At 58.1% G+C, this 26,429-nt stretch carries 26 protein-coding genes and 1 pseudogene; 12 read left to right on the forward strand and 15 right to left on the reverse strand.

The features are described 5' to 3' along the window. Nucleotides 1-78 precede the first annotated feature (78 nt). The 4 genes from GYN01_RS16345 to GYN01_RS16360 all read left to right on the forward strand — a co-directional run bounded on the left by GYN01_RS16345 (nt 79) and on the right by GYN01_RS16360 (nt 5,728). A complete protein-coding gene (locus GYN01_RS16345; RefSeq protein ID WP_048399716.1) occupies nt 79-1,242 on the forward strand; it encodes an isovaleryl-CoA dehydrogenase in 1,164 nt (387 codons plus the stop codon). An 11-nt stretch (nt 1,243-1,253) separates the two neighbouring features. Then, nucleotides 1,254-2,861 carry a carboxyl transferase domain-containing protein gene (locus tag GYN01_RS16350; RefSeq protein WP_048399718.1) on the forward strand — a complete coding sequence of 536 codons (1,608 nt, stop codon included), beginning with the start codon at nt 1,254-1,256 and terminating at the stop codon, nt 2,859-2,861. Nucleotides 2,862-2,972: 111 nt separating this feature from the next. Then, nucleotides 2,973-3,791, forward strand: a complete 819-nt coding sequence (locus tag GYN01_RS16355) for a gamma-carboxygeranoyl-CoA hydratase (protein ID WP_048399720.1) — start codon at nt 2,973-2,975, stop codon at nt 3,789-3,791. Continuing rightward, the gene (locus tag GYN01_RS16360; protein ID WP_203307464.1) at nt 3,788-5,728 is read left to right on the forward strand and encodes an acetyl/propionyl/methylcrotonyl-CoA carboxylase subunit alpha; all 1,941 of its coding nucleotides are present in this window, start codon (nt 3,788-3,790) and stop codon (nt 5,726-5,728) included. Before GYN01_RS16355 ends, GYN01_RS16360 begins: the two co-directional genes overlap by 4 nt. A gap of 66 nt (nt 5,729-5,794) precedes the next feature. On the opposite strand, the gene GYN01_RS16365 is transcribed toward GYN01_RS16360, so the two are convergent. Beyond that, the gene (locus GYN01_RS16365) at nt 5,795-6,451 is read right to left on the reverse strand and encodes a LexA family protein (protein ID WP_048363703.1); all 657 of its coding nucleotides are present in this window, start codon (nt 6,449-6,451) and stop codon (nt 5,795-5,797) included. Between the two features lie 129 nt (nt 6,452-6,580). On the opposite strand from GYN01_RS16365, the gene GYN01_RS16370 reads away from it, so the two are divergent. Continuing rightward, entirely contained in the window at nt 6,581-6,928 is a 348-nt protein-coding gene (locus GYN01_RS16370; RefSeq protein WP_048363623.1) for a DUF6124 family protein, read from the forward strand. Nucleotides 6,929-6,996: 68 nt separating this feature from the next. On the opposite strand, the gene GYN01_RS16375 is transcribed toward GYN01_RS16370, so the two are convergent. Next, nucleotides 6,997-8,049 carry a Glu/Leu/Phe/Val dehydrogenase dimerization domain-containing protein gene (locus tag GYN01_RS16375; RefSeq protein ID WP_048363622.1) on the reverse strand — a complete coding sequence of 351 codons (1,053 nt, stop codon included), beginning with the start codon at nt 8,047-8,049 and terminating at the stop codon, nt 6,997-6,999. A gap of 190 nt (nt 8,050-8,239) precedes the next feature. Between GYN01_RS16375 and GYN01_RS16380 the strand changes: the two genes are divergently transcribed. Both GYN01_RS16380 and GYN01_RS16385 read left to right on the forward strand, forming a co-directional pair. Next, nucleotides 8,240-8,707, forward strand: a complete 468-nt coding sequence (locus GYN01_RS16380; RefSeq protein WP_048363621.1) for an Lrp/AsnC family transcriptional regulator — start codon at nt 8,240-8,242, stop codon at nt 8,705-8,707. A gap of 535 nt (nt 8,708-9,242) precedes the next feature. After that, a complete protein-coding gene (locus GYN01_RS16385; RefSeq protein ID WP_203307465.1) occupies nt 9,243-10,418 on the forward strand; it encodes a M14 family metallopeptidase in 1,176 nt (391 codons plus the stop codon). Here the strand turns inward: GYN01_RS16385 and GYN01_RS16390 are convergent. The 3 genes and pseudogenes from GYN01_RS16390 to GYN01_RS22340 form a co-directional block, all read right to left on the reverse strand. Beyond that, the gene (locus GYN01_RS16390; protein ID WP_203307573.1) at nt 10,415-11,377 is read right to left on the reverse strand and encodes a Csu type fimbrial protein; all 963 of its coding nucleotides are present in this window, start codon (nt 11,375-11,377) and stop codon (nt 10,415-10,417) included. The two genes, GYN01_RS16385 and GYN01_RS16390, sit on opposite strands and share 4 nt — an antisense overlap. Before the next feature lie 11 nt (nt 11,378-11,388). Next, nucleotides 11,389-11,973: a FimD/PapC C-terminal domain-containing protein gene (locus tag GYN01_RS22335; RefSeq protein WP_338053177.1), complete on the reverse strand. Its 585-nt coding sequence runs from the start codon at nt 11,971-11,973 to the stop codon at nt 11,389-11,391. Beyond that, nucleotides 11,942-12,154, reverse strand: a pseudogene (locus GYN01_RS22340) (hypothetical protein); the annotation flags it as partial. The pseudogene GYN01_RS22340 and the gene GYN01_RS22335, both read right to left, overlap by 32 nt. Before the next feature lie 81 nt (nt 12,155-12,235). Here GYN01_RS22340 and GYN01_RS16405 point away from each other — a divergent pair. Further along, complete coding sequence (locus GYN01_RS16405; RefSeq protein ID WP_203307468.1) at nt 12,236-13,546, forward strand: protein kinase; 1,311 nt, start codon at nt 12,236-12,238, stop codon at nt 13,544-13,546. Between the two features lie 126 nt (nt 13,547-13,672). Here the strand turns inward: GYN01_RS16405 and GYN01_RS16410 are convergent, their stop codons facing one another. After that, nucleotides 13,673-14,377: a YebC/PmpR family DNA-binding transcriptional regulator gene (locus GYN01_RS16410; protein ID WP_048363617.1), complete on the reverse strand. Its 705-nt coding sequence runs from the start codon at nt 14,375-14,377 to the stop codon at nt 13,673-13,675. 99 nt (nt 14,378-14,476) lie between these two features. Then, nucleotides 14,477-15,346 carry a LysR substrate-binding domain-containing protein gene (locus tag GYN01_RS16415; protein ID WP_203307469.1) on the reverse strand — a complete coding sequence of 290 codons (870 nt, stop codon included), beginning with the start codon at nt 15,344-15,346 and terminating at the stop codon, nt 14,477-14,479. Between the two features lie 116 nt (nt 15,347-15,462). Between GYN01_RS16415 and GYN01_RS16420 the strand changes: the two genes are divergently transcribed. Together GYN01_RS16420 and phnX are read left to right on the forward strand one after the other, a co-directional pair. Then, nucleotides 15,463-16,572 carry a 2-aminoethylphosphonate--pyruvate transaminase gene (locus GYN01_RS16420; RefSeq protein ID WP_203307470.1) on the forward strand — a complete coding sequence of 370 codons (1,110 nt, stop codon included), beginning with the start codon at nt 15,463-15,465 and terminating at the stop codon, nt 16,570-16,572. 69 nt (nt 16,573-16,641) lie between these two features. Further along, a complete protein-coding gene (phnX, locus tag GYN01_RS16425; RefSeq protein ID WP_203307471.1) occupies nt 16,642-17,469 on the forward strand; it encodes a phosphonoacetaldehyde hydrolase in 828 nt (275 codons plus the stop codon). Nucleotides 17,470-17,526: 57 nt separating this feature from the next. On the opposite strand, the gene GYN01_RS16430 is transcribed toward phnX, so the two are convergent. The 4 genes from GYN01_RS16430 to GYN01_RS16445 all read right to left on the reverse strand — a co-directional run bounded on the left by GYN01_RS16430 (nt 17,527) and on the right by GYN01_RS16445 (nt 22,346). After that, a complete protein-coding gene (locus tag GYN01_RS16430; protein WP_053075992.1) occupies nt 17,527-18,579 on the reverse strand; it encodes a tryptophan 7-halogenase in 1,053 nt (350 codons plus the stop codon). After that, nucleotides 18,566-20,500 (reverse strand): LodA/GoxA family CTQ-dependent oxidase, encoded by a 1,935-nt coding sequence (locus GYN01_RS16435; RefSeq protein WP_203307472.1) that lies wholly within the window; start codon nt 20,498-20,500, stop codon nt 18,566-18,568. Before GYN01_RS16435 ends, GYN01_RS16430 begins: the two co-directional genes overlap by 14 nt. 59 nt (nt 20,501-20,559) lie before the next feature. After that, on the reverse strand, nt 20,560-21,579 hold the full coding sequence (locus GYN01_RS16440) for a catalase family protein (RefSeq protein WP_203307473.1): 1,020 nt from the start codon (nt 21,577-21,579) through the stop codon (nt 20,560-20,562). Nucleotides 21,580-21,785: 206 nt separating this feature from the next. After that, complete coding sequence (locus GYN01_RS16445; RefSeq protein ID WP_048399732.1) at nt 21,786-22,346, reverse strand: NADPH-dependent FMN reductase; 561 nt, start codon at nt 22,344-22,346, stop codon at nt 21,786-21,788. Between the two features lie 198 nt (nt 22,347-22,544). Here GYN01_RS16445 and GYN01_RS16450 point away from each other — a divergent pair, with 198 nt between their 5' ends. Then, complete coding sequence (locus tag GYN01_RS16450; protein WP_048363610.1) at nt 22,545-22,769, forward strand: hypothetical protein; 225 nt, start codon at nt 22,545-22,547, stop codon at nt 22,767-22,769. A gap of 70 nt (nt 22,770-22,839) precedes the next feature. Here GYN01_RS16450 and GYN01_RS16455 read toward each other — a convergent pair whose 3' ends face one another. The 4 genes from GYN01_RS16455 to GYN01_RS16470 all read right to left on the reverse strand — a co-directional run bounded on the left by GYN01_RS16455 (nt 22,840) and on the right by GYN01_RS16470 (nt 25,569). Beyond that, the gene (locus GYN01_RS16455) at nt 22,840-23,412 is read right to left on the reverse strand and encodes a GNAT family N-acetyltransferase (RefSeq protein WP_048363609.1); all 573 of its coding nucleotides are present in this window, start codon (nt 23,410-23,412) and stop codon (nt 22,840-22,842) included. 99 nt (nt 23,413-23,511) lie between these two features. Then, on the reverse strand, nt 23,512-24,270 hold the full coding sequence (gene dnaQ, locus GYN01_RS16460) for a DNA polymerase III subunit epsilon (protein WP_203307474.1): 759 nt from the start codon (nt 24,268-24,270) through the stop codon (nt 23,512-23,514). After that, entirely contained in the window at nt 24,263-24,715 is a 453-nt protein-coding gene (rnhA, locus tag GYN01_RS16465; RefSeq protein ID WP_048363607.1) for a ribonuclease HI, read from the reverse strand. The genes dnaQ and rnhA overlap by 8 nt, the downstream gene beginning before the upstream one ends. 95 nt (nt 24,716-24,810) lie before the next feature. Beyond that, a complete protein-coding gene (locus GYN01_RS16470) occupies nt 24,811-25,569 on the reverse strand; it encodes a methyltransferase domain-containing protein (RefSeq protein WP_203307475.1) in 759 nt (252 codons plus the stop codon). A gap of 73 nt (nt 25,570-25,642) precedes the next feature. Here GYN01_RS16470 and gloB point away from each other — a divergent pair, with 73 nt between their 5' ends. Next, the gene (gloB, locus tag GYN01_RS16475; protein WP_048363605.1) at nt 25,643-26,422 is read left to right on the forward strand and encodes a hydroxyacylglutathione hydrolase; all 780 of its coding nucleotides are present in this window, start codon (nt 25,643-25,645) and stop codon (nt 26,420-26,422) included. Nucleotides 26,423-26,429: the final 7 nt, after the last annotated feature.

Consider the following 26,429-nt stretch of genomic DNA (forward strand, 5'->3'; position numbering starts at 1 on the left):
CCAAGTTTACGTTAACGTAAAGCATACCCATGGCGACGCAGTTACCGCCTCTTATAAGAACAACGATCAAGGTGCCCCATGAGCTACCCGACTTTGAACTTCGCCCTGGGCGAAACCATCGACATGCTGCGCGATCAGGTTCAGGCCTTCGTGGCCGCTGAATTGGCGCCGCGGGCTGCGCAAATTGATAAAGACAACCTGTTCCCCGCCGACATGTGGCGCAAACTCGGCGACATGGGCCTGCTGGGCATCACCGTCCCGGAAGAATACGGCGGCACGGGCCTGAGCTACCTGGCACACGTGGTGGCCATGGAAGAAATCAGCCGCGGCTCAGCCTCGGTCGCTCTGTCGTATGGCGCACATTCCAACCTGTGCGTGAACCAGATCAACCGCAACGGCACCCACGCACAAAAACTCAACTACCTGCCCAAGCTGATCAGCGGCGAACATGTCGGCGCACTGGCCATGAGCGAACCGAACGCGGGTTCTGACGTGGTGTCGATGAAACTGCGCGCCGACAAGCGTGGTGATCATTTTGTGCTCAACGGCAGCAAAACCTGGATTACCAACGGGCCAGATGCCAGTACCTACGTGATTTACGCCAAGACCGACATCGAGAAAAACGCCCACGGCATCAGCGCATTTATCGTGGAGCGCGACTGGAAAGGCTTCAGCCGCAGCAAGCATTTCGACAAGCTGGGCATGCGCGGCTCGAACACCAGCGAACTGTTTTTCGACAACGTAGAAGTGCCCGAAGAAAACCTGCTCGGCCCGCTCAACGGTGGGGTCAAAGTGCTGATGAGCGGCCTTGATTACGAGCGTGTGGTGCTCTCGGGTGGCCCGACCGGCATCATGCAAGCGTGCATGGATCTGGTGGTGCCTTACATCCACGACCGTAAACAGTTCGGCCAAAGCATCGGTGAATTCCAGCTGATCCAAGGCAAAGTCGCTGACATGTACACCCAACTCAATGCCAGCCGCGCCTACCTGTATGCCGTGGCCGCTGCGTGCGAACGTGGTGAAACCACCCGCAAAGACGCCGCCGGGGTGATTTTGTACAGCGCCGAACGCGCGACCCAAATGGCCCTCGACGCGATCCAGATTCTGGGCGGCAATGGTTACATCAATGAATTCCCGGCGGGTCGCCTTCTGCGCGACGCCAAGCTGTACGAAATCGGCGCGGGCACCAGCGAAATCCGCCGAATGCTGATTGGCCGCGAACTCTTTAACGAAACCCGCTAAGGAGGACGCGCATGTCCATCTTGAACACGACGATCAACCCGCGTTCGGCCGAATTCGCGGTCAACCGCGAGGCCATGCTCAAGCAGGTCGACGCCCTGCACCGCCTGCTCGCCCACGTGCAACAGGGCGGCGGCACTAAAGCACAAGAACGGCATACTTCACGGGGCAAACTGTTACCCCGCGAGCGTATCGACCGGCTGCTGGACCCCGGCTCGCCATTCCTTGAACTCAGTCAGCTCGCTGCCTACGAGGTGTACGGCGAAGACGTACCAGCGGCCGGAATCATCGCAGGCATTGGTCGGGTCGAAGGCGTGGAGTGCATGATTGTGGCCAATGACGCCACCGTCAAAGGCGGCTCGTACTACCCGCTAACCGTCAAAAAACACCTGCGGGCGCAAACCATTGCCGAGCAGAACCGTTTGCCCTGCATCTACCTGGTGGACTCCGGCGGCGCCAACTTGCCGCGCCAGGACGAGGTATTCCCAGACCGCGAACACTTCGGCCGCATCTTTTTCAATCAGGCCAACATGAGTGCTGCGGGCATCCCGCAAATTGCCGTGGTGATGGGCTCGTGCACCGCGGGCGGCGCGTATGTGCCGGCGATGGCTGACGAAGCGATCATGGTGCGCCAGCAAGCCACGATCTTTCTCGCCGGGCCGCCATTGGTCAAAGCGGCAACGGGTGAAGTGGTCAGCGCCGAAGACTTGGGCGGAGCCGATGTGCACTGCAAAATCAGCGGCGTCGCCGACCATTACGCCCAGAGTGATGAACACGCGCTGGCATTGGCGCGACGCAGTGTGGCCAACCTTAATTGGCGAAAACTGGGCCAGCTGCAACAACGCACCCCGTCGGCGCCGCTGTATGCCAGCGACGAGTTGTATGGCGTGGTGCCCGCCGAGGCCAAGCAACCCTATGACGTACGTGAAGTGATTGCACGGTTGGTCGACGGCTCGGTGTTCGATGAATTCAAAGCCTTGTTCGGCACCACGCTGGTGTGCGGGTTTGCCCATTTGCACGGGTATCCGGTGGCGATCCTGGCCAATAACGGCATCTTGTTTGCCGAGGCGGCACAAAAAGGTGCGCACTTTATCGAACTGGCCTGCCAGCGCGGCATCCCGTTGGTGTTCCTGCAAAACATCACCGGATTTATGGTCGGGCAAAAATACGAAGCCGGCGGCATCGCCAAACACGGCGCCAAGTTGGTGACCGCTGTGGCATGCGCCAAAGTGCCTAAATTCACCGTGATCATCGGCGGCAGTTTTGGTGCCGGCAACTACGGCATGTGCGGTCGCGCCTATGACCCGCGCTTCTTGTGGATGTGGCCCAACGCTCGCATCGGCGTGATGGGCGCCGAACAGGCAGCCGGGGTGCTGGTGCAGGTCAAGCGCGAACAAGCCGAACGCAACGGCACAACGTTCAGCGATCAAGAGCAAGCGCAGATCAAACAGCCCATCCTTGATCAATACGAACATCAGGGCCACCCCTACTACTCCAGCGCCCGCTTATGGGATGACGGCGTAATTGACCCGGCACAAACCCGCGAAGTGCTGGCGTTGGGCTTGTCCGCAGCGCTGAACGCGCCCATCGACAGCACGCGCTTTGGCGTATTCCGTATGTAACCCCAGCCTCACGGTAGGCGCGAGCTTGCTTGCGATGGCCGCACTCCACCGCAAGCACCTGCACAGCAGGCACAATCTTTTACACGTACAGCCATCCAAGGACTGACGGACATGATTGATTTCAACACCCTTGAACTGCACACCGACCCCCGGGGTTTTGCCACCTTGTGGCTGAGTCGCGAGCAGAAAAACAATGCGTTTAACGCTGAAATGATCCGTGAGCTGATCCTAGCGCTGGACGCCGTGCAAAGTGATGCCAGCCTGCGTTTTCTCATACTGCGCGGGCGCGGCAGGCATTTCAGCGCCGGGGCCGATTTGGCCTGGATGCAGCAGTCGGCCGAGCTTGATTACAACACCAACCTGGACGACGCCCGGCACTTGGCCGAGCTGATGTACAACCTGGCCAAGTTGAAAATACCGACCCTGGCCGTGGTGCAAGGCGCGGCCTATGGCGGGGCCTTGGGCTTGATCAGCGCGTGTGACATGGCCATCGGCGCCGATGACGCCCAGTTCTGCCTGTCTGAAGTGCGCATCGGCATTGCCCCCGCCGTGATCAGTCCCTTTGTGGTGCAAGCCATCGGCGAGCGTGCCGCACGACGTTTTGCCCTCACCGCCGAACGCTTTAGTGGCGAACGTGCCCGCCAATTGGGATTGTTGTCAGAAAGTTACCCCGTGGCCGAACTCGAACAACAGGTGGCGCGCTGGACCGACACCCTGCTGCTCAACAGCCCACATGCCATGCGCGCCTGCAAAGATTTGCTGCGCGAAGTCAGCCACGGCGCACCGACGCCAGCCATTCGCCGCTACTGCGAAAACGCCATTGCGCGCATTCGTGTCAGCCCTGAAGGCCAGGAAGGTCTGCGTGCCTTTCTCCAAAAGCGCACCCCGAGTTGGCAGCTCGACTCATCCAGGCAGGAGCCGCGCCCATGAACCCATCGACAATTACCTGCGTGCTGGTGGCCAACCGCGGCGAAATCGCCTGCCGCGTGATGCGCACGGCCAAAGCGTTGGGGCTGACCACCGTGGCGGTTCACAGCGACACCGACCGTGATGCCCGGCACTGTCGCGAGGCGGATATCTGCGTGAACCTGGGCGGCAGCAAGGCCGCTGACAGCTACTTGAAAATCGACAAGATCATTGCCGCCGCCAAAGCCAGTGGCGCTCAGGCGATTCACCCCGGCTACGGTTTTTTGTCCGAGAACGCAGGCTTTGCGCGGGCGATTGAAGCCGCGGGCCTGATCTTTCTGGGCCCGCCCGCTTCGGCTATTGATGCGATGGGCAGCAAATCCGCAGCCAAAGCCTTGATGGAAGTGGCAGGCGTGCCGTTGGTGCCGGGTTATCACGGCGAAGCCCAAGACGTGGACACCTTTCGCACCGCAGCAGACAACATCGGCTACCCCGTATTGCTCAAGGCCACGGCAGGGGGCGGTGGCAAAGGCATGAAAGTGGTCGAAAACGACAGCCAACTGGCTGAAGCGCTGGCGTCGGCGCAGCGCGAAGCGTTGTCGTCATTCGGCGATGCCCGGATGCTGGTAGAGAAGTACGTGCTTAAACCCCGGCACGTCGAGATCCAGGTATTTGCCGATCAACAGGGCAACTGCCTGTACCTCAACGAGCGGGACTGCTCGATTCAGCGCCGTCATCAAAAGGTCGTTGAAGAGGCGCCGGCACCGGGCTTGAGCGTTGCGCTACGGCGCGCGATGGGCGAGTCCGCAGTGCGCGCCGCGCAAGCCATTGGCTATGTGGGCGCCGGTACGGTGGAGTTTTTGCTGGACGCCCGCGGTGAATTCTTCTTTATGGAGATGAACACGCGTTTGCAGGTTGAGCACCCGGTGACAGAAGCCATCACCGGTCTCGATCTGGTGGCATGGCAGATCAAAGTCGCACGCGGCGAAGCACTGCCCATCACCCAGAATGAAGTGCCCTTGCGCGGTCATGCCATCGAAGTGCGCTTGTACGCTGAAGACCCCAGCCATGATTTCCTGCCGCAAACCGGCCGCCTGGCCGTGTACCGCGAATCGGCCGCAGGTGCGGGACGCCGGGTGGACAGCGGCGTGAGTGAAGGGGATGAGATTTCACCGTTTTACGACCCCATGCTCGGCAAGTTGATTGCCTGGGGCGAAGACCGCGAACAGGCTCGGTTGCGCCTGCTGGCGATGCTGGATGAGTTTTGCATTGGCGGGTTGAAAACCAACCTGAGCTTTTTGCGCCGGATTATCGGGCATCCAGCCTTCGCGGCGGCTGAACTCGACACCGACTTCATCCCGCGCTATCAGGCGCAATTACTGCCGCCTGCTGAGCCTTTGCCTGACGCATTTTGGACTGCGGCCGCGCAGGCGTATGCGCAAAGCCTTACACCCGTTGTTCACGAAGAGGATCGCACCTCACCGTGGGCGGTCAGCACCGGGTTTCGCAACGGATTAGCGGCGCACACGTTGCTGGCACTGAGCAGCAACGGCGAACAACGCACCGTCAGCCTCAGCGGTGTTGGCAGCCCGTTGCGCGGCGATCAGTTGTTGAGCGAGCACGATGGGGTGCGCAGCAAACACCTGGCCATTCGGCGCGCAAACACGCTGTATCTGCGCTGGGGCGGCGAACTACAGACGGTGAACGCCTATGACCCGCTGGCGGCTACAGGGGCCAGTCATACGCAACAAGGCGGTCTGACAGCCCCCATGAATGGCAGCATCGTGCGGGTACTGGTCGAGGTTGGGCAAAGCATTGAAGCCGGTACGCAACTGGTGGTGCTCGAAGCAATGAAAATGGAGCACAGCGTGCGTGCGCCCCGCAGCGGCACCGTCAACGCCCTTTACTGCCAGGAAGGGGACATGGTGGTCGAAGGCGCGGTGTTGGTCGAACTGGCCTGAATGCCGGGCATTAAAAAGGCGGACACCGGTGTCCGCCTTTGAGCTGGATGCATGGAGGGCTGGCAATCAGAACTTGGTCGTTGCCTGCACCACCACACCCAGAATACGGCTGCGCTCATCGAGCAGGGTTTTGGGATACGTCGGGTTTAGCGGCTTGAGATAGCGCCGACCACTCTCTTCGATCAACTGGCGAAACGTCGCGGCTTCACTGTCCGGCGTGCGCACAACCACCATCTTGCCGGGTTCGGCTTCCAGGTCCGGGTCGATCAGGATCATCATGCCTTGGGGGATGCTGATGCCCACCGGGGCCGTCATCGCATCGCCTGTCACTTGCAGCCAATAGGCATCACCTTTGGCGTAGTGATCGCTCATCTCAAACACCGTGGACGGCTGATAACCCTGCCGGGCTTTCTCGTTGATGTGCCCGGCACTTTCCCAGTCAGTGACGGGGTAGCGATACGCCGAGGTGATGTCGTAGACCGGCTCGGCGGTGTTTACGTCATCGTTACTGGCCTTGCGTTCACGTACCACGATCGCGACTTCAAGGTGCCCCAGCCCAAGGGCATGCAGCACTTTGTTCATCGTTTCGAGGTCGGGCTGACGACGTTTGTTAAGCCAATGACCAACACCGCCCTGGGAAGCCCCGACGCGTTCGGCGAGTTTTTCTTGCGTGAGTTTCAGCTCGCGCAATTTCGTTCTGACTAAAGCGATCCATTTATCCATCTGGCGAACAATACGGAATGCCTGAGCCGCAACAATACACATATTGTATTATTTAACTTTTAGATATAAATACTCATTGTACTAATCTGCATTGGCTGATTCGATTAATCTCAGAGACGCAGGAAAATCATGACTCCCATAACAAAAATTCCGCTCAAGACTGAACCCGATGCAGAGCTAGAAGCGCTCAAAGACAGTGCCGCAAGGCAGCGTGCACTCGATTATTATTTGAAACCATCTGTAACTCAGCGCAGTACTGAGCACAAAGTGTTCACTGTGCGCGAAGGTTTGAGTTTGGAAGAAGCGATGGTCCATGCCTCAGAGTTGCTGCGCTATGCACTGGCCTACGCCCATGAATGCGCTGGAAGCCTACAAGGCGCGCAACGGGATCTCACACTTGGCGCGGTGCATTTCATCGAGATGGCCAAAGACCTGGTCGACAACACGGTGGACACACACAAGGTCGCCGGGGGCTGACACCCGGCGACCTGATTGAGAGTGCCGCCGTTGCAGGTCAAGCAGCCCTTGCCTGACCTGCTCACGTATCAGCCGTTAAGGCGCTCTTGAGCAAGGCTGTCGGCAACGGCGGTGGTATTGCGATCCTCAGCTTTGGCTCGCACAAAGATCTGACGCAAGGTTTCGCCTATGCCTTCAACGTGCCGACGGACCTGCTCGGGTGTACCGCCGTGGTACTCGTAAGACACGTCAATGATGCCGCCCGCATTGATCGCATAGTCGGGGGCGTGCAACACCCCCCTGCGCCACAATTCATCGGCATGGGCGGCGGTGGCCAGCTGGTTGTTGGCTGCACCGGCAATCACCGGCGCACGCAACAGTTGCAGGGTGTGATCGTTGATCACCGCCCCCATGGCACACGGCGAGAACACATCCACCTCCAGCCCGTAAATGTCTTGCGCACTCACGGCATGGGCACCCAATTCATCGACGGCCCGGCGTACATTCGCGTCCTGAATATCGTGTACCCATAACTGCGCACCGGCGGCCTTGAGTTGCCGGGCAAGATCAAACCCCACCTGCCCAAGCCCCTGAATGGCGACACGCAAGCCGTTAAGGTCTGAGCGACCCAGACGCTGCGCGACCGCTTCGCGCAGGCCGATAAAGACGCCAAGGGCCGTTGCCGGCGAGGGATCGCCGCTGCGCGTGCCGCCACCCAACTGCTCGCGCGTACCGGCACCCACCACATGCCGTGTGCGCTGGCCCATCAGCGCCATTTCGGCCACGCCAGTGCCCGAGTCGGCGGCCGTGATATAACGCCCGCCCAAGCTGTCGACAAACCCGCCCATGGCCTGGAACAACGCCTCGCTCTTGCCTTTGTGCGGGTCGCCGATGATCACCGCCTTGCCACCGCCCAAGGGCAGCCCGGCCAAGGCAGATTTATAGGTCATGCCGCGCGACAAGCGCAAAACATCATTCAACGCCTGCTGTTCATCGGCGTAGGGCCACATGCGACACCCGCCCAAGGCTGGGCCCAGACGTGTGTTGTGCACCGCAATGATGGCTTTGAGACCCGTGGCCTTGTCGTGGCAGAACATGACCTGTTCATGCTGATCAAATTCGGGATGAGCAAAAATCGGCATTTCATTTCTCTCTTGTTGTTAGTCAGTGAGCGACGCCAGACCTGAGGGTCACTGCGCGACCCGGCCTGCGGGTGCGTAACCCGTCGTAAGAGAGTGAAGGTTTGCCAGAGGATTTTTCTTTCTTATTTTTAGGAAATGCAGTGCTAGGCTGCATGAAACATTCAACAAAAATAAGAAATCAGATTAATTCATGCCGATTAAATTAAGCACCATCGACCGCAAGATCCTGCGCTTGCTGCAACACAACGCTGACCTGTCTGCCGCTGAAGTAGCCGAACACGTTGAGTTGTCGCAATCGCCCTGCTGGCGGCGCATTCATCGCTTACAGGAAGAAGGCTTGATCGAGCGCAAAGTCGCCCTGCTCAACCCGAAAAAACTGGGACTCAACGTGGTGGTGTTCGTCAATGTGCGGCTTTCTGGCCACGGCAGGCGCCATCTGACCGAGTTTGAAGAAGCGATCACCGGTTATCCGGAAGTCATCGAGTGCTACACCATGGCAGGCGATATGGATTACCTGCTTAAGGTCGTGACCCATGACATCGACAGCTACGAGCGTTTTTTGCGCGATCACCTGCTGCAAAAGCCACACGTACAGGAAGCCCACTCAAATATCGCCATGAGCGAAGTCAAGCGCACCACTGAGTTGTTGTTGGACTAGCGGGACAGAGCCTTGGAGCGAGGAATGGAAAAAAAATTTCCGAAATGCGCGGAAAAACACTTGCTTTGCAAATGATAATGATTACTATTGTATGCAGCTGGTCGCGAGATCAGCCGATCATTCAAGGGACCTTAGGTCGGTTCTTTGAATAATCTCCTCATCAGGCTAATCACGGTTATTTGACCCGGCTTCTGGCCGGGTCTTTTTTTTGTGGCCAGTTATCTGGCTCAGCTTGCTTCAGGCTAATGAAGTCTGGTGTGCGGCCGGTTTTTTTCGGTGACCGCTACGATGCCGGCGATGATAGCAAAAGAACATCGACCGAAGAAAGCCTGAAGTCCAAGACTATAGCCGTAATGGCAATTTAGCACTTGAGAATCAATCGCAAAAACACTAGAATTGCGCCGCGTCAAGGATGACGCCCCCCTCGTATTTTTCTCCTGTTTTTTCGCCTGCTTTTACCTACATTTTCGTATTGGCCCGACGCCATGACGCGGTACAGTAACGCCCACAATTCTTAGACTCAGGGATCTGGACGATGACTGTGGCGCCCTCTTCACTTCACATCAGCAGTGACTTCGACAGCGGCAATATTCAGGTGCTGGAGGCCAGCAACCCGCTGAACGTAAAACTGGCCATCAAGCCCGATTCCAAAAGTCAGCACTTTCAGTGGTTTCATTTCAAGGCCAGCGGTCTGACCCCAGGGCAAAGCCACACCTTTTGCCTGACCAACGCCAGCCAGTCTTCCTACAACAAGGCGTGGGATGGCTACAACGCCGTGGCGTCCTACGATCACGAGCATTGGTTCAGAGTGCCCACCACCTTTGACGGTGCGTCGCTCAACATCACCCTGGACGCCGAGCACCGCGAGGTGTGGTTTGCCTATTTCGAACCTTACAGCCGCGAACGCCACGACCGGTTGATCAAGGACGCGCAGCAGTGGTCGGGCTGCGAGGTGCTGGCCGTCGGCCAAAGTGCCGAAGGTCGCGATATTGAGCTGTTGCGCAAGGGCACTGGCACTGGCACTAGCACTGGCACTGGCACTGCGAATAAACACAAGATCTGGATCATCGCGCAGCAACATCCCGGTGAGCACATGGCCGAGTGGTTCATGGAAGGGATTTTCAAACGTCTGGAACAAGGCAGTGACCCGCAGTTGCGCAAGTTGTTGGACTACGCCGACTTATACCTGATCCCCAACATGAACCCGGACGGTGCCTTACATGGCCACTTGCGCACCAATGCCAACGGTCAAGACCTGAACCGCGCCTGGCAAAACCCCTGCTCGCAGGTCAGCCCTGAGGTGTTCTTTGCCTTGGAGCAGATGAAAAAACACGGCGTCGACCTGTTTCTGGATATCCACGGCGACGAAGAAATCCCTTATGTGTTCACCGCGGGTTGTGAAGGCAACCCTGGCTATACGCCGCGCCTGGCCGCACTGGAAGCACGCTTTCGCGACGACCTGAAGGCTCGCACCCGGGACTTTCAGACCACCCACGGCTATACCCGCGACGAACCCGGCCAAGCCAACATGACCTTGGCCTGCAACAGTGTCGGCGAGCTTTTCGACTGTTTGTCGCTGACCCTGGAGATGCCGTTCAAGGACAACAACGACGCGCCAAACCCGCGGACCGGCTGGGATGGCCAACGCTCGATGCAATTGGGCAACGACGTGTTGAGCACCCTCTCGGCAATGGTCAAGGAGCTGCGCTAAAACCCGACATCCAGGACCACGTTGTCGATATAAGTCCCGGCGGGCGGGGTGGCCTGATCGGTGTAGATTTTGGCGTTGAAGTTAAACACCTGACTGCCGACGCCCAACCCGTTGCCAGGGTTGATCTCGGCATCCGAGCTTGCCCGTCGGGCGCTGCCGACACTGCCCCAACGGGTGGTGCCGGCACTTTTGAAAATGTCATACGCCAAAAAATTGCTCCCCGAGATCATCTGCCGTCGCCCACCCACACTTAGCGCATGGGCACCGTCACTCAAACCCACGGTATAGGCACTGCCCTTGGTGCAAGACAGGCTGATGGTCTGGCTGGTGACCGGGGTGAATGCGCTGATCACCGGCGCACTGCCAAAGCTGATGTTGAGCGCGGAGATGGTGCAGTCATTGGCCACCGTCAGGGTGACGGTCAAGGGCGTCGACTTGCTGCCAGCGTTGGCCCCGATGCAAATGCCACCGATGCCGATACCGGGGCAGTAGTACCAGTCCCATTGAATATTCAGCGTTTCGGTGTACACCCCCGCCGCCACATTGCTCCCCGTAATGGTGCTGAGGTACAGCGGGATGTATTTGGGCGACGCACTGCCAATCAGCCCCAACAACGACAGCAAACCGTTACTTGCGAAGTCAAAGCCGGGTGCCCCGCGGCTGATCGGGTAGGTGGTGGCATGGGTGGCGTAAATCGTATACCCGATCACATCGCCGGTCGGCCCGACCATGCCGCTGGTGGCCGAGGTGATGGTGGCCTTGAACATCGAGGTGCCGAACAGCGTAATGCCGGTGCCCACGCAACTTAGCCCCGAATTGAGCGTGGAGGTGGATTGCAGCGTGTTTTTCACCGCCATCGACCCCACCAAACCAAACGCTGCGGGGGGCGTGGTGCCCACACTACACGCCGCCTGTGCGCTGACTGACAACCCGCACAGGCCGCCCAGCGCGAGCCACATCGCAAGGCGTTTCACTGGCACACCACCGGCCCGATAAAGGGCACTTGATCGCCTTGGGGCGGTAACGCGAATGAGGCTCTGCACTGCGCGCCGTCGGGCACTATCACCTGCAACGTGTTCTGCGCCGTCAGGTCTTCCAGGTACACCAGGCCGTCCCAGCCCACCACGGCCCGCGCGCCGTTTTGTTCATTGAGCACCGCGCTGCTCAAGGCCTCAGTGCGCGTGTAGGTCGAACGCGCCCCGATCCGTTGTTCCGGCAGCCAATCGGGCGGTACTTGCAGCAATAGACGCTGGGCTTGGCTGTCGTACTCGCTGTGTAAACCGGGCACGCTGTCCAGCCCCACCTCTGAGGGGCCTGAGGCAGGCAAGCGAATGCCGACCGCCTGCAATCCGCTGGCGCTCACAAACAGCTGCCCTTGGCGTTGTACAACCGGCACCACGCGCGGGGTGTTCATCTGGTTAACCACCAGTTCCAGATACAACTGTGCATCGGCGACGGCCTCCATGCCGGCAGGCGGCGGGGGCAATTCGCCCGCCAGCACCGTCGTGCGGGCCCACCCCCCCCCGCGGCACACGCTGATTGAGCAGCGCCGCATTCAATGGCCCGGAGCCACTGTCCAGACGTGAGATACGCCCAAAATCAAGCACACCCAAAGGCTCGATCCCGGCGTTGCGGGTTGAGCCAATCAACTGGCAACCGCGTTCCACGGTCACCCGCACCTGGACTTCGTACTCAGCCGAAGGGTCAACGCACTGCGTGGCGCGGGGTGTGCGCAAATTGCCTGAAACCTGTAAACGATTAATCGCTATCATGCGCGGCACTTTTCATCGATTTACACGAGTGCACACCGCCTGCTTATGGATACCCTCGCTAAACTGCGCGCCGGTCAATTGAAAGGCCTCAAACGTCTGGACCTGGCCTGCGGGCTGACCGAGTTCCCGGACGAAATCTTCCAACTGGCCGATTCGCTGGAAATCCTCAACTTGAGCGGCAATGCCTTGAGCCGCCTGCCTGACGATTTGCCTCGGTTAACCCGGTTGCGCATTTTGTTTTGCTCGGACAACCACTTCACCGCGCTGCCCGAGTGCCTGGGGCGTTGTGCCAACCTGAGCATGATCGGCTTCAAAGCCAACCAGATCGTGAACGTACCGGGTACGGCGCTGCCACCGTTGTTGCGCTGGCTGATCCTCACGGATAACCACATCAGCCAATTGCCTGACGAACTGGGGCAGCGTCCTTTGCTGCAAAAACTGATGCTGGCCGGTAACCGCCTGCAACAATTGCCGCGCAGCTTGGCCGGGTGCGAGCGCCTGGAATTGATCCGCCTGGCCTCCAATCAGCTCGCTGAACTGCCCGACGGGTTACTGGCCATGCCCCGCCTGAGCTGGCTGGCCTACTCGGGCAATCCGCTGGCCGACGAAACCCGCACTCAGCAGGCAGACGACCACACACCGAACATTGACTGGTCGCAATTGACCCTTGAGCAGCCACTGGGTGAAGGCGCCTCCGGGGTAATTTATCAAGCGCAATGGCGTGAACCGGGGCAACCGGTGCGGTCGGTCGCAATCAAACTCTACAAAGGCAGCATCACCAGCGACGGCTCACCGCTGCACGAAATGAACGCCTGCATCGCCGCAGGCCAGCACCCGAATCTGATCAAGGTGCTGGGCCGGGTAGTCGGTCACCCTGAGGCGCAAGCGGCACTGGTGATGGAACTGATCGATCCCTCGTTCACCAACCTGGCGGCCCTGCCCAGTTTTGACAGTTGCAGCCGCGACGTGTACGCCGACAGCACCCGCTTCACCGCTGACAGCGCGCGACGTATTGCTCGTGGCATTGCCTCGGCCGCAGCTCATTTACACGCGCAGGGGATCTGTCATGGCGATTTGTACGCGCACAACATTTTGTTCAACGCACAGGGCGAATGTTTGCTGGGCGACTTCGGTGCCGCGTGCTTTCACGCCACAGACGACAGCCCACACACCCGCGCCCTGCAACGTATTGAAGTGCGCGCGTTCGGGATTTTGCTGGGGGAGTTGCTGGCGCGCATCGACTCAGGCTTGAGCGATGCCCAACGCGGCGACTGGCATCAACTGCACGAACGTTGCATCCAGCCGAACGTACTGGCCCGGCCAGATTTTGCAGGCATCAGCCGCGCGCTGGGCTGAGCCTGTCGCGATCCACGTTGCCGTTGCCGAAGGCGACGACCGCTACGCGCCCGGTCGCCGCCTCGCGTTACGCCTCAGCGGCCACAGGATTGAGATGCGCGTGGCTTGATCGCCAACAGATACCGATTAGGCCAATGCCACAAACATGTCTTGTACGTCGTCCTGCTCTTCGAGCTTGGCCAAAAATTCCTGCACCTCAGCCATCTGCTCGTCAGTCAGGCCCGAGACCGGGTTTTTGGGGATATAACCCAGTTTGGCGGACAGCACGGTGAAACCCTGTTCTGGCAGCGCTTTGTGCACGGCATCCAGGTCGGTAGGTTCGGTGATGAACAAGGTGGTGCCTTCTTCGTCGCCTTCTTCAAAATCCTGAGCGCCTGCTTCAATGGCCGCCATTTCAGGATCAGCGTCCGGGGTGTCAGCCTTGGCTTCGATCAGGCCGACATGGTCAAAGTCCCATGTTACCGAGCCGGAAGTGCCCAGTTGACCCTTGCGAAATGCCACGCGGATTTCAGCCACGGTACGGTTCACATTGTCGGTCAGACATTCAACAATCAACGCCACCTGATGCGGGGCAAAACCTTCGTACGTGACGCGGTGATATTGCACCGCCTCAGTGCCGATACCCGCACCTTTGTTAATGGCACGCTTGATGGTGTCGGCTGGCATGGAGGCCTTCTTCGCTTGTTCATACACCAGGCGCAAATGCGAGTTCATGTCCGGATCGGCGCCGTTACGTGCAGCAACGGTTAGTTCTTTCGCCAGTTTGCCGAAAATCTTGCCGCGGCTATTGGCGGCGTCCGCTTTGTGTTTAACCTTCCACTGTGCGCCCATTTCTTACTCTCTCAATCGTGTGTGTCGCGGCTCAAAGGCCATCGAATGGGCGCAAGTTTATACGGCAAGAAGGTCTCAATCGACCAAAAAAATTCGCGTCTACCCATTGGACTGTGGCGCCAGCGCCATAAGCGCCTTGATCAGTCGCAACTCGGCACGGCGTTCCATGCAGCCAATCATGTGCCGATTGGCCAACCCCGTGCCGTTGATGGGCACGGCGCAAACCCGCGGGTCCTGGCTGACTTCAACTGAGGACACAACTCCCACGCCAAGCTGCGCAGCCACGGCCTCGGTCACCGCTTCGCGGCTGTCCAGCTCCAGCAACACACGCGGGCTTACCCCCGCCTTGGCGCACGCCTGATCGAACGTACGCCGAGTGGTGGACGTGGGCTCGCGCAAAACCATGATCACTTGGTCCAACTGCGCAATCTCGATGCCATCCGTCAACGCCTGCCACGGATGGGCGGCCGGCACCAACGCGCATACCCGCGATTGATTGAGCGGCCGTAACGTTAACCCCTTACGCGGCTCAACGTCGGTCAGCACGGCCACGTCCACGTGCTCCGAGAGCAAAGCGGCGAGGGTTTCCTGCGCATTGCCCAGACGCAGATTCACGGTAATGCCGGGGTAACGTTCGCGCAGGTTCGCCAGCATTGGCATGACCAGATGCGGGCCATCGGCGGCGACTTCGAGGCGCCCGGTGAGCAACTGGCGATTGGCCTCCAGCATGACCTGCGCTTCATCAACCAAACCGAACATGGCGCGGGTGATGGCGGCGAGTTTAATGCCCTCTTCAGTCAGCTCCACACGCCGCGCCGTGCGCCGCAACAGGGTGATCTGGTAGTGATCTTCGAGCGCTTTGATATGGCCGGTGACCGCTGGCTGACTGATAAACAACCGTGCGGCGGCGCGGGTGAAGCTGCCTTCGCGCGCCACCGCATCAAACGCACGCAGTTGGAAAAGATTCATATGTATAAGCCTCACTGATGGCTGGCATAACAACAAACAATTTGATTGATAACAACTCAAACTGCAATTTATGCCGTGTATTCAGTAGCCATCCCAAAGCTTGTGAGGAAACCAGAATGAGTTCTGCCGCGCCGACCCTGCTGACCCCAGGCCCACTGACCACCTCGCTGCGCACCCGCCAGGCCATGCTGCAGGATTGGGGTTCATGGGATGACAGCTTCAACAGATTGACGGCCAGCCTGTGCGAACAACTGCTGGCCATTATCAACGGCGCCAGCAGTCACCATTGTGTTCCTTTGCAAGGCAGCGGCACGTTCGCCGTGGAAGCGGCAATCGGCACTCTGGTTCCACGCGATGGCAATGTGTTGGTGCTGATTAATGGCGCATACGGCAAACGCCTGGCCAACATCTGCGACGTGCTGGGCCGTCGTTTCAGCACCTTTGAAACCGCCGAGGATCAGCCCACGACCGCCGCAGACGTGGAGCGCCTGCTCAACGCCGACCCGGGCATTACCCATGTGGCGCTGATTCACTGTGAAACCAGCACCGGGATTCTCAATCCCTTGTCAGAAATTGCCGAAGTTGTAGCCAAACAAGGCAAACGCCTGATCATCGACGCCATGAGTTCATTCGGTGCCCTGCCCATCGATGCACAAAAAACACCCTTCGATGCCTTGATTGCAGCGTCCGGCAAATGCCTGGAAGGCGTACCGGGCATGGGCTTTGTCTTTGCGCGCAAAGACGCATTGGCCCACGCGGCGGGCAACTCTCATTCCTTGGCCATGGACCTGCACGACCAGCACACCTATATGGCCAACACCGGGCAATGGCGCTTTACCCCGCCAACTCACGTGGTCGCAGCGCTGCACGAGGCGCTGGCGCAATACAACGAACAAGGCGGTTTGCCAGCCCGTCATCAGCGCTACACCAAGAACTGCCAGACCCTGCTCGACGGCATGGCCACCCTGGGCATTCGCAGCTTTGTGCCAGCGGCCATTCAAGCGCCGATTATCGTCACCTTCCATGCCCCAAAAGACCCGCGTTATCAGTTCAAGGATTTCTATGAGCGGGTCAAGGCCAAGGGTTTCATTCTGTACCCCGGCAAATTGACTCAAGTCGATACCTTTCGTGTGGGCTGTATCGGTCATGTTAATCACGCCGACATGCAGGCCGCGGTTAATGCCGTGGCGCAGGTACTGGAGGAAATGCAAGTGCTGGACATCTGACAGCCGGACGGCTGTCACAAACCCAAATTTCGCCGTGCGGCACGGGCCGCTCACACAGGATCAAAAGACATGAACTACACCCAACCAAGCAAGCTTCAAGCAGCCATCCTCGATTGGGCCGGTACTGTGGTCGATTTTGGCTCTTTTGCCCCCACGCAAATCTTTGTCGAAGCCTTCGCTGAATTTGATGTGCAGGTGTCTATCGAGGAGGCACGCGGCCCGATGGGGATGGGCAAGTGGGATCACATCCGTACCCTGTGCGACCAACCGCAGATTGCCGAACGCTATAAGAAGGTATTCGGCCGCACCCCGTCTGACGATGACGTCACGGCCATTTACAAGCGCTTCATGCCGTTGCAAATCGAGAAAATCGCCGAACATTCCGCATTGATTCCGGGCGCGCTTGAGGCCATTGCAACACTGCGTGCCCAAGGCATGAAAATCGGTTCCTGCTCGGGGTATCCGGCGCAGGTCATGGCCAAGGTTGTGGCGCTGGCAGCCACCAATGGTTACGTTGCCGACCATGTGGTCGCCACCGATGACGTCCCCAACGGTCGTCCGTGGCCTGCTCAGGCACTGGCCAACGTCATTGCCCTGGGCATCGATGATGTGGGCGCCTGCGTCAAAATTGACGACACGGTGCCGGGCATTCTCGAAGGCCGCCGCGCGGGCATGTGGACGGTAGCACTGGTGTGTTCCGGCAACGCACTGGGCCTGACCTACGAGCAATACACCGCACTGGACGCTGTGACCCTGGCCGCTGAACGCACCCGGATTCACACCTTGTTCGAAGGCTCGCGCCCGCATTATCTGATCGACACCCTCCGCGAGCTGCCTACGGTCATTGCAGATATCAATACCCGCCTGGCCCGAGGTGAAATGCCGCAAAGCAGCTAAGGCGCTATCAGCTGACGGCTGCGGCCAATCCCATCGCAGTCGCCAGCCGGGTTCTGTTTATTGTTGACGAACTTGCCAGAACGCTTGATCCGCCCAGCGTTGCTCACGCCGGTACTGAATATCCAGCATGCGCACATACGCCCGCCTGATACTCAACAGTTGCGCAGTGTATTGCTGCGTCGATTCATGCTGGCCTGACAACGCCGCCTGAACCGTCTGCGCTCCACGCATGGCGCTGTACAGCGCATTGAAAATGCCTTGGGACGACAACGGGTCAAAGGCCAGCGCTGCGTCCCCGACGGCCAGCCACTGCTCACCTGCTACTTGCTGTAAATAACTACCGCCTGCTTCGCACGCGTGAGGGGGCGACCACTCGCCTGAACCGCTGTGCCGCCGGATGTAACGCGTTTTATCCCATTGCGCCAACCACCCATGACGGTCTTTAAGTACTTTTTGTGCGTCACACGGTGTGAGGTGCAAGGCTGCAATCCGTTGGTCGCCGGGCAACGCCGCGCTGTACCACCAGCCGTTTTTCACCGCCTCGATACAGGTGCGTTGATCACCAGCAACGTGTTGCGTACGTGAGTAAAGCGCAATCAGCCGTTGATCTCGCTCGCGCTTGACCCCCAGGCGCCGGGCCACACACGCGCTGCGGCCACTGGCATCTATCACCCAGCGCGCGCCCACCTGCTCCTCGCGCAATGTCAGCAACCAACGGTTCCCTGCGCGCTGCACCTGCTCAAATCGCTGCGTACACCCGGTAACACCGGCATCACCCGCGGCGTTGCGCAACGCTGCATCAAACGCTTGGCGACAGAGATGCCAACCCGCTCCATACGGTTCGCGCATAAAGTCCCGGCAATAGAGCGCCTCTTGGCCCCATGACACTACATTGCCCACGCAGGGCAGCGGTTGACTGGCGTGCAGCCAAGGTAACAATCCCAGCTCAAACAGCAGCGGATAGGCTGACCCCGGTAAACTCTCACCCACTTTAAGCACATGAGAGGTGTCATCAATCAGCAATACCTGATGGCCCGATAACGCCAGGCACCTGGCCGCGACAGCGCCTGCGGGTCCCGCCCCGACTATCGCGACATCAAATGTTTTCACGTCTGACTATCCGGCGAAACTCCTCGCATTGCTCCTGGCTCTCCCACCCTGCCCGCTCGATATCGGACAAGGACCGTTTTGCCCCCCTACGCAGGTCCGGCGCGGGTGGCGCAACAGGGCTTTGGCCACCCGACACGCTTTCGACCATCATGATCGCGGGCAAGTCCGGGTCATTCTCAACGCCTGGCCGTGCTTCAATCACTCCCACGCGCGCCATATCGCCGACGAGTTGTGTGGCCTGGTCGATAAAGCTCCCGCGCAATTTACGCCCCCAGTAAACCCGGCGGTTAAACGCAGCTACGCGCTGCTCTCGGGGTAGCGCCATGTCGGTTGAGACGTGATAGTCCGCCTCACTGAGCACCTGATCAGGCACACCGGCTGGCCAAAACGTGGGCAGATAGGGATCGTAATCGGCGTCATACCCTGAGCGACAACCCACCGAATCCACCTGCCAGGGCAATGCCATCCACCGGCTAAGCCCACCCGGAGGTTGGGCATACAAAGGTCCGTCGACAGCCAATGCCAGGCGTTGATCCAATACGGGACCGAAGTCCGGCAATGGCTGGTCTTCAGGTAGGGCCTTAATACGAAAAGGCGCGCGGTACAGAGAGATGTGGCGCATGGGCCATGACAGCTCAATTCCTGGATGGAAAGCATCCGCCAGGCAAAAGTGCAGCGCGGCCTGATCCAGCATGGCGGGTTGATCGGCCAAATTGACATCATCCAGATGCGCGGGCGGTTTATGGTCCGGTGTCCAGTCCGCATGGAATTCACCTTTGACCCATCGTTTTAACAACTGGCTGCGATAAGGCGATGGGGCCAGGTGATCGTGCGCACTCTCTTGATCAGCGCCAAAAGTGTCGCCGTACAACCAGGGCCAGGTTCTGGGTTCATGCACCGCGTTGTTTGCCCCACGAAACGCATTGAACACCGCTTGGCGCAGATGGCTGAAGGTCTCGTCGGTGCGCGACAGTTTGGCCAATAACAGTGGGTTATTAAAATCGAAGGGCGCGCCCTGCCCGAACAGGGTTGCGAAACCTTTGTTAACCCATTGCAGGCCGCTCAGGCGCTGAAAAATCGGTAGCACATCGCGACTGAAGGAAGGCCGCTCGGGCGGTGCCAACCAGCCATTGGCGTGGTAAGTGTCTGTCATCAAGTCATAAAGCGTGCGCCAGCCGACTGTGTTGGGCGAAAAGTCCGGCTGGGCCACCACCACCCAAGCGGATTCGACGGGAATCACAACCCCATTGATTTTTACCGACGCCGAGACCGGGCCGTCAGAGGTGTCGTCAAACCAGCCGGCCGCATTGGCGAAGTGATTACTCACATTGGGATCATAAATCGGCATACCCGTGGGAGATCCGGAGTGGCCATAGCCGCCCAACACCAGCAGCCGCCCCGACTCATCGGTGCGCAACTCACCGAGCGAAACCGGCATGCCCAAAAATGTACCGCCTGTAAACTCATGGGCAGGGCCGCTGACCGTTCTGCCCGAGACGGCTCTGGCACCCGCGTCGATGACCAGCGCTTCGCGCTCAGCGCCCACCCTGTCGGCATTGCGTAAACGAAGTTGAGTGTGGGCGGCATCCTCTATGTCCATCGCCTTTTCAAACTCAAACCACTCAGCCTTTCGATTGACCACATGGGCGCGCCATTCAATGTCAGCGTCGTCCAGCGTCAGCTCACCGACCACCTCGTTCTCGAGGTTGTAGCCGTAAATACGAAAACGCGCGGCCTGACGTTTAATGGCACCGTTTGCATCGTGGCGACTTCCAGCGCTGACCCATTGCGGGGCTATGGTTTCAGGGCTGATGACGTATTCGTCGCGACTGTTACCTAAGCGTGCGATGCCAATACCAGGATGTATCGAGGCCCGCACAACTGTTTTAAGTTGTTGCCGTGTGAGTGTTTTACTGTGCATAGCATCACGTCCATGTGGGATGACTGTGTACAAAAAAGCAAATGCATTCGCTCATCTATTTAAGGCTTAAGTTGCGCCGGGCGTTCAACTTGAGGTTCACCCAACACATTGCCATTGTAATGACGACGCACAGTGGCAGACGCTTGATAGATAACTTTGCGGGCATCGGCAAGACTGCCGACCGGCTGATGTTCTTTCAATGTTCGCCAGGGATTGAATGCCAGGGTTTCGCCATACACCGACTGGTTACGTGAATCGATGTCCTGTATCGGCAATATTAAAGTGGCCACATGAACGGGCGCAGACGTTACTTCATCCCACTCATGAGTCGCCGTGTCCAACGGCATACAGTCATCATCTTCTTGCAGTTGCACCATAAAACGTAGACGCACCTCTGCCGTCATCAGGCGTTGATGTAGATCGGCCTTCAAATAACCGGGCGCATCAAAATCAGGTTCAGGGCCTAACGCGATCACTTCAGGCTCAATTTTATATTTACAAAATTTTTGCAACCCAAAATGAAAAGGAATAACGCTCCACAACTCACTCTCCAAAACGCTTTTCACATCCTTGCGCATCGCGGCCAGGATTGCCTTGGTGTCTTCATGCGCCTCAATCCAGGCCGCGAAATCCCTGAAGGCCAAGGCCATGTCCTGCGCATCATTAACGAAAAAAACCGGATGATTCTGAAGCAGGAAGTCGACGGTAGGAGACGATTCGTCTGGCTCCAGGCATTTTTCACCCTCAACGCCGAAGAGCTTGATGCCCAAGCCAACTGTTTCACCCCGCTCAGGTGCACCGTCTGGAATGTCACACGAGTAACGCACCCATGCAGGGTAGGTTTTAGCCTGTGCAAACAGGCCCACTTTTAATTCATCGGGCAGATCTTCAACCACTTCAAAACGGCCATGCGCCACTCCGTTCAAACGTAAAAAAACGGGGCGCCTGACAGGGCATTGTCCGGCTCGTATTCGCCTCATTTGGGTCTTTTCAATAAACAGTTCTTCTAACTCGGCAATGGGGTCTTGTACGTGAGTGCTTGCGTTAATTACGGATGACGTACTGCGTAGATTCGCCATAATCATGAGCTTCCTTTCTCGAAATCAAACGTCTTGAACACTCAACATTAGTTCACCCCCCTGCTTGTGCACGCCGTGCACTCTCCCAATACGTAACAAGATACATGTAACTTATGCATCTCCGTGGACCAACCTTATAGACATTGTTTTGACCGATATAAAAAACACCGCCTAAGCGGTGTTTTTAAAGAACAGCACTGACGCGATCAAACACCTTTAACTGTCTCCACCCACTGACTGTAAGCATCAATAAACGCTTGCAAGAACGGTCGGGTTTTCTCAGATAACTGGCCAGCCTCATCGAAGGCACTGCCTGCGCCACCCAAGTAAGCTTCAGGTTGTTGCATACATGGCACATTGAGAAACACCAGGGATTGGCGCAAATGATGATTAGCGCCAAACCCGCCAATCGCACCCGGCGAAACACTGATCACAGCGCCCGGTTTGCCACTGAACACACTTTGACCGTAAGGGCGAGAGCCTACGTCGATGGCATTTTTCAGCGCACCTGGGACCGAGCGGTTGTACTCCGGCGTGACAAACAGCACCGCATCAGCCTGGCGAACCTGATCACGAAACGCAGTGTAGGACGCCGCAGGTGGCGTAACGTCAATGTCTTCGTTGTACAACGCCAGCTCACCGATCTCGACAATGTTCAGCTTCAAGTGAGGGGGGGCCAACTGCGCCAAGGCATGGGCCACTTTTCGATTGAGAGAATCCTTTCTCAGACTGCCGACCAACACTGCAACGCTGTAGACCTTACTCATGGAAAACCCCCGCGGCTCAAGCTGTAGGAAGATTAGTTATAGATGATCGGACGCCTTTCTTGCAGCGCCATTCACCCTATCGGCCAACAAGCCTGTAAAGTAGCGAGACTATTTTTTCCACCGCGCTAAACTTCCCCTGCTGATCAACGGTCTACAAGAACCGCAAATTGGGTGTTTATCTCCAGAGGTTCTCTACAAATGGCTGCAGTTCTCGTTGGACAATTTCATGCAAGAGACGCGGAAGGCCGTGTCTATTCGGTGCATGAGTTTCAAGATTCCACACCTGGGACAGACGGTCAGCCAGTCATCACCTATAAGCTGGCTATTGGCGATCGCGTTAAGAAAAACTCTGATACCGAGTTCGAGCTGGTGCAATCAGGCGTGATCCTGATTCGCGAGCCTGAATCCGTCGTGCCAGCGTAAGAAAAAACTGTAGGAGCGAGCGTGGTACGCTCGCTCCAGCGGTGGCTACTGCAAGAACCGGCGCTGGGATTTATGTCCGGTTTTCGAACAGCAGGTACCAAAAGATCGCCACTTCAGCGGTCTGCGGGTCAATCCCGCGATAGCGCAAATGATCAATCCCACCTACCTGATAACCGCAACGTTCGTACAAGCGGCAGGCGCCGATATTGTTGTTTTGGGTTTCAAGCATGATGCCCGGCAATTTTTTTTTGTGGCTCCAAAACTTCACCACGTCTAACAATGATTTGGCCACGCCATGACGACGAGCGCCCGCGATCACTGCTAGCTCATCCACATGCGCGAAGCCGTTCCAATTGGTACTGACGACCACATGCCCCACCGGCTGGTTGTCCAGGTACGCCATGAAAACTGCGCTGTCCGGTGCACCGCGATAGCTGGCGAACTCATCCGGGTCGATGCCATAACACTTGCGGTACGGCGTGACCATTGCCAATGGCCAGTGCTCTACGTTCAGCTGCGCTTCTACTTGCGCATAGGCACGCACTTCAAAGCTGAAATCGTTACACCATACATACGGTGCAAAACCTTCATCAGCCAACCGGACCGAGACTTCAGGATTTTGAGGATTAATAACCAGATGCATAGATCAAAGAGTCCTTGTTTCTGGCACACCCGCCTGCCCACGCTGCCGCATGCTGCGCGAAGGGCCTTGAGCCCTTATTCAAACGCACAAGGGTTCGGGTTATTGCAAGGTCTGGCTTTTGGCTTCGAGCAGTTGCGTCCATAGCGATGGCGCTCCGGCTGACTTTGCAATGGCTTCAAGTCGAGCAGCATGCTCAGCCATGTCGCTTTCACTGGCGCGAATAATCCGACCCGGCTGGCGGTCCGCTGCCAAACGACGAATTTGCGTCGCCTGTTGACCCGAACCCTCACCCGAACCATTGCCATCTGAAGCGTTGCCGGCCAACGACAGACTGGTCTGCCCGCCGGTCATGGTCAGGTAAACGTCTGCCAGAATCTCGGAGTCGAGCAAGGCGCCGTGCAGTTCACGTCCCGAGTTATCGACCCCATAACGCTTGCACAAGGCATCGAGGCTGTTGCGCTGACCAGGGTGGCGCGCACGGGCCATCATCAACGTATCGAGGATGGTGCAGTGCTGCGTGAGGTCAGTGCGATCGGTTTGCCCGATCAAGGCAAACTCATTGTTCAGAAAGCCGATGTCGAACGCAGCGTTGTGAATGATGAGCTGAGCGCCTTTGATGAACTCAAAAAACTCATCGGCCACTTCAGCAAAACGCGGCTTGCCCACCAAAAATTCGTTAGTGATGCCGTGAACGCCGATCGCGCCCTCGTCACTTTCGCGATCCGGTTGCAGGTACACGTGAAAATGCCGTCCGGTCAGACGGCGGCCCATCAGCTCAACACAACCGATCTCGATCACCCGATGGCCATCGGTGACCGGCATACCTGTGGTTTCGGTATCGAGTACGACACTACGCATGCTTGATACCTCTCATTTCATCCACGCCACGATTGGCCAACTGGTCAGCGCGCTCGTTGCCGTAATGGCCAATGTGCCCACGTACCCACTGCCATTTCACGGTATGCCGATTGACTTGTTCATCCAGCAATTTCCACAGATCGGCATTTTTGACCGGCTCTTTGGCGGCGGTTTTCCACCCGCGTTTTTTCCAGTTGACCATCCATTCGGTGATGCCTTTCATCACGTATTGGGAGTCGGTCACCAACAGTACTTCGCACGGGCGCTTGAGCTCTTCAAGGCCACGAATGGCAGCCATCAGTTCCATGCGGTTATTGGTGGTGTTGGGTTCGCCGCCCCAGAGTTCTTTCTCGACGCCCTGGCATACCAGCAAGGCACCCCAGCCGCCAGGGCCGGGATTGCCCTTGCAGGCACCATCGGTGAACATTTCAACGCTATCGCTCATTACAACCTATCCAGAAAAGGGTGTTGTGGCCTGCCCATCATGGATGGACAGCACCAGAGACCGGATCACGCCAGCCTTTCGTTAATCAAGAGGGACTAGGGTTCACTGTGACGCCGATTGACCTTGGCCATCGGCAAAGGAGTCAGTTTGCCCATGGGTTCACGGCGCAATGGATTGACGGGCCGCAAACCCACCACCATTTTGCGTGCAACTAATATGTAGAAGCCGCCACCGGCCAGTTGCCAGCTACCCGCCTTGCGCTCCCAGCCCGACAAACGGCGTTGCCAGGCAGGTGAATCGAGCGGCGGACGATAGCACCCGAAGCGGCGTTTCTCCAGCGCAAAGCCCAGCAAATTCAGCCAGTCCGCCACGCGCGAGGCAGAAATGCAGCGCGCCTTGCTTAACGCGTCCTTGGCGAAAACGTGCCGCAGCCCCCACGTGCTCCACGGGTTGATTCCCACGATCAACAGGTGCCCGCCGGGGCGCACACTGCTGGCGGCTTCGCGTAGCAAGCCATGAGGCGACAGGCAAAAATCCAGACCGTGTTGCAACACCACCACATCGGCGGCGTGCTCACATAAAGGCCATGCTTGCTCTTCACAAAAAATCTCGACACCCGGCAAGGGCGCACCCAAGCGCACATTGCGTTGCACCTGCGGGGCACTGGGCGGTGCGTCGGCGCCTGGGCCGTAATGCACCAGGTAACCGCCAAAAAATCGACCGAGCTCCTCTTCCAGTACTCGCTGTTCATCCTCAAGCAACAACTGCCCGTGAGGACCGGACAGCCATTCGCGCGCGGAACGGATCAGCGCCAGCCACTCAGGGTCAGCCTGAGCCAATGCTTTATCGGTCATTGCTCCTCCAACTCGCCTTACACCCATTACAGGCCCTAAGATGCGCCATTGTTTCGCACTTGGGAATTGCACAATGCTACAGATCGACGCCCTGCCCGCCTTCAACGACAACTACATCTGGTTGTTACAAGACAATGCCAGCAAGCGCTGCGCCGTGGTCGACCCGGGTGATGCCGCACCGGTCCAGGCGTGGCTTGATGGACATCCGGACTGGACGTTGAGCGACATCCTGGTCACTCACCACCATTTTGATCATGTCGGCGGCGTTGAGCACCTGCATAACCTGACAGGCGCCAAAGTTTGGGGCCCTGCACTCGAAAACATCCCCGCGAGACAGCAGGCGCTCAACGACCACGACTGCATCGAGGTATTGGGCCTGACGTTCGAGGTTTTCCTGCTACCCGGCCATACCCTCGGTCACATTGCCTACTATCAGGCAGCGCCCGCCGCCCCCTTGCTGTTTTGTGGCGATACGCTGTTTGCCGCCGGTTGTGGCCGACTGTTCGAGGGTTCCCCCGAACAAATGCATCACTCGTTAAGCCGACTGGCCGCGCTGCCTGCCAATACCTCGGTGTTTTGCGCCCATGAGTACACGTTAAGCAATTTGCGCTTTGCACAAGCGGTCGAGCCAAACAACGCCGACATCCAGGCGCGACTCGATGAAGTGACCCGATGGCGCGCAGAAGGTCGCATCAGTTTGCCGTCCACAATGGCGCTGGAATTACGCACCAATCCCTTTTTACGGGTCAGTGAAACATCCGTTAAACAAAAAGCTGACGAGTGGAACGAGCAGGACAATGCCTCGCCCTGCGCCGTCTTTGCCAGCTTGCGCAGCTGGAAAGATAAGTTCTAATCAGGGT

This window comes from Pseudomonas weihenstephanensis, assembly GCF_016812185.1.
In the GTDB taxonomy this organism is placed as follows: domain Bacteria; phylum Pseudomonadota; class Gammaproteobacteria; order Pseudomonadales; family Pseudomonadaceae; genus Aquipseudomonas; species Aquipseudomonas weihenstephanensis.